At 67.0% G+C, this 3,641-nt stretch carries 1 protein-coding gene; it reads right to left on the bottom strand.

Annotated features, from left to right (window positions below):
• On the bottom strand, positions 1–3,641 hold a 3,641-nt coding region (locus AC1DU6_RS23540; protein ID WP_477860003.1), incomplete at both ends, for a beta-galactosidase.

Below are 3,641 nucleotides of genomic sequence, written 5' to 3'. Positions count from 1 at the left end.
GGCGATGAACTGGCCCATATTCCAGCCGTTGACGAAGATCAGCGCGCGGTTCTCGACCTCGGAACGTGGCTTGGTCGTGTCGCCAAAGGCCAGCCCGAGCTGCACATCGTGGCCGGCCGGCAGGTCCAGCTTGAAGTTGGTGCGCAGCCAGTAGCTGCCCGGCGCTGGCGGTGCGGCGCTCACGGTCGTGGCCTCCCAGCCGGGCTGGGGCTTGGTCGGGTCAACGGGCAGATGCCAGCCCATGCGCTCGCCGTGCAGGCCACCGCTGTTCATCGGACCGCGCACGAGGTCGGCAATGTCCTCGCCGCCCTTGTTGCCCTGGATCTTCCAGGCGATGGGCGTGCCGAAGCGCTGATCACCTTTGTGCGCGAGGGACGCCGAGATCAGGCCGCGCGCCTCCTTGTGCACGTCGTCGGCGAACAGGTCCCAGTTGTGTGAGTTGTTGCGCACGACGACGGCCAGCACGTGGTCGCCCGGCGGCAGGTCTTTCAGCAGGTGGCGGAAGGTGTCGGTCGTCTCGGGGAAGGGGCGGCCGGTGTCGTGCTCCTGCTGGCCGATGAACTTGCCGTCCAGCCAGACCTGGATCATGCCGGCGCCACCGCCGCCGAAGAAGAGTTCCAGCTGCAGCGGCTTGGTGTCGCTCGTTGCGAAGCGGCCGCGGTACCAGACGTCGCCATGGTGGAAGCCGTAGTCGCTCATGGCCAGCACGGGCTGGCCCTTGTCGGGCGCGGTGTACACGTTGGCGGCCGACCCGCTGGTGTCGGTCTTGCGCCAGGCACTGTCGTCGAAGCCGGGGGCGGCTTCGAGGGAGTCGAAGCGGCGCGTCCAGGTGAGCTGCGTCAGGTCGGGCAGCTTGACGGCGTCAGGGCCGGGCAGGGCGGTGCGGGCGGCGAGGCTGAAGTCCTGCGCTGCGGTCGCTACGGCTTGGCCGTTGAACGTCAGCGCGTTGATGCCGTCCGGCACCCAAGCGCGCAGCGCGCTCGGCTGTGTCGTATCGCCGCGGAGTTGCAGCTTCTTGCCGTCGACCGCCGCCGTGCGAACGAGGCCCGGGCTGCGCACCAGTACGCTCTGACCACCGGCTTGCAGGCGCCAGAACTCCTGGCCCGTCTTTTCGTCAGCGATCAGCAGCAGCAAGGGGGCACGCCCGGCGCCGCTGATCAGCACTTCGATGAGGCCGGTGTGCTGGTAGTTCAGCCGCAGGTCGCCGCGCTTGGCATCCCAGTTCACCTGGGCCTGKCCGCGCAGCAGCTTCACGGTCGGCCTGGCGGCATAGCGCAGCACGGTCTCGCCGTCGTCGCCGTTGCGGCCGTAGAACAGCGCCACATCACGGGCGCCTTGCTGCAACTGCGCCTGCAGCTCGCTCGTGCTGTAGACCAGGTGCTGGCGTTCCAGTGCGTAGCTGGCCAGCAGCATCTTGGCGTCCTGGCCGGTCAGCGTCAGCTTGCCGGCCTGCGGCACCTGGTAGCTGCCGTCACGCGTTTGCAGCTTGAAGCTGAACGCCTCAGTTCCTGTCAGCGCGTTGTGCTGAGCCAGCAGCACATGGCTGCCCAGCGCCTGGTTGACGTTGTGATACAGCCTGACCTTGGCATTGCTCGAGTCCAGGACCTCGCCCTTGTCCATCTGCGTTAGCACCGGTGTGGCCGCCTGCACGAAGCCGCCCATCTGCTTGAGCACCAGCGCCTTGTCGCGCATGACGCGGGCCTCGCTGATGGGCGAGCCGTAGTCGTAGCTCGTGTAGACGATCGGCCCCGGCTGCCAGCCCCAGCTGGTGCCGCCGTAGGCCATGTAGATGGAGTGGATGGTCAGCGCATTGATGAGGCTGCTGCCGTAGAACACGCGCTGGTAGCCCGGCCCCTGGCGCTGGGCCRTGCATTCGTAGGTGCCGTTGCTGCCCCAGTAGTCGAACCAGCCCGCACCGATCTCGGCGACAAAGCCGGGCGTGTTGGGCGAGGCCTGCGAGCCGACCTTGGGGAAGTTCTTGCCATAGATGCCCCAGTCCGGCGCCGGTGCCGGCGTGCCGGGCTTGGCATCCACGCCGCAGACGCCGCCGGGATAGCCGTCGAAGGCGTAGAGGTCGGTCGGGCCGGGGTTGGCGAACGGGGCCGTGGAGTTCTTGGGCGTCCAGTCCGGCAGCCGTGAGGCGGCGTTGTGAAACAAGGGCACGGTGATGCCGTCGGCGCGCGCCTTGTCCGCCAGGTGCTGCATGTGGCGGATGTTCTTGGGGTTCACCGCGAACAGCTCGTTTTCCAACTGATAGGCGATGACGGTGCCGCCGCCGTTGGTGATCTGGTGGCGGGCCAGGATGGCGTTGATCTGCGTCATCCATTCATCCGCTGCGGCCTGGTACTCGGCCGCGTCGGTGCGGGCCTCGGCGCGCTGGCGCAGCAGCCAACCCGGGAAGCCGCCGGCCGTCAGCTCGGCGTTCACATAAGGCCCCATGCGGGCGATGACGTAGAGGCCTTCCTCCTCCGCCATCTGAATGGCGCGCTCGATGTTGCGCACGCCGGTGAAGTCGTAGTGGCCCGGCTTGGCCGAGTGGTAGCCCCAGCTGAAGTAGAGCGACACGGCGTTGAGGCCCGACGCCTTCATCTTCTGCAGTACGTCGCGCCACAGGCTGGGCGAGGGCAGGCGGAAGGGGTGGAACTCGCCGGCGAAGATCATCTCCCGCTTGCCGTCGATGATCAGCGAATGGCGGTCCCAGGCGATGGATTTGGGCTTGGCCTTGGGCGCCGTCGCGCGCTCCAGCTGCGCGGTTTCTTCCGAGATGACGGTGAAGTGGCGCACCGTGCCCGACACGCCGCCCAGTTCCTTCTTGGGCGTCCAGGTCTGCAGGCCGTCGAAGCTGTCGGAATACCAGTACCGCTTGGTCGTGTAGTCGTCGAAGTAGATGCGCCAGCCACCCTTGATGGGTACCAGCGCCTGGCCTTCCGACGGGCCGCCCCAGCCGGCCCAGTCGCCGGTTTTCTGAATCGTCCACGGGCCGTCCAGCGACGGGGCCGTGGCCAGTTCGATGAACTTGGTCGTCTCGTTCTTCGTGAAGGCGACGTAGCGGCCTTCATGCTGGATGACGAAGGTGTCGATGTAGTTCTTCTCCAACCCCTGCATGGGCACCGGGTCGGAGAACTTCGTGAAGCCGGCGTCCAGCGCCTTCACGAAATAGGCGGCGAACGGCCCCTGGGTGCAGCCCTTGGACAGGCTCACGACGAGCTTGAAGCTGCCGTCGCTGTCGCGGAACCATTCAGGCGCCCAGACGTTGGACACACCCGGCAGCTTCACGGGCACGTCGGCCACATGCGTCCAGCTTTTCATGTCCGCCGACTTGGCGATGCCGAAGGTCGAGCCGTTCCAGTTGGTTGTGTAGGCGATGTAGTACAGCCCGTCCGCCGCGCGGATGATGGACGGGTCGCGCAGCAGCTCCCTGGCCGGCGTGTAGACCTCCGAGCCCAGCGAGGTGAAGTTGACGCCGTCGTTGGAACTGAACAGGCTCAGCGTGTTTTGCGACGTGGCCATGAAGGCCGACATCAGATAGGTTCGCTCGCTTTTTGCCACCGGGGACGTCGCTTGCGCCGGCGTGCTGACGGCGGTGGGCGCCTGCTGGCCCGGGAGATCCTGCGCCTGGATCGCCCCGCACAGCAACAGCG

This window comes from Roseateles sp. P5_B10 (genome assembly GCF_056400485.1).
Note: the sequence above shows the minus strand (reverse complement) of the source record. Positions and strands in the feature narration are given on the sequence as shown.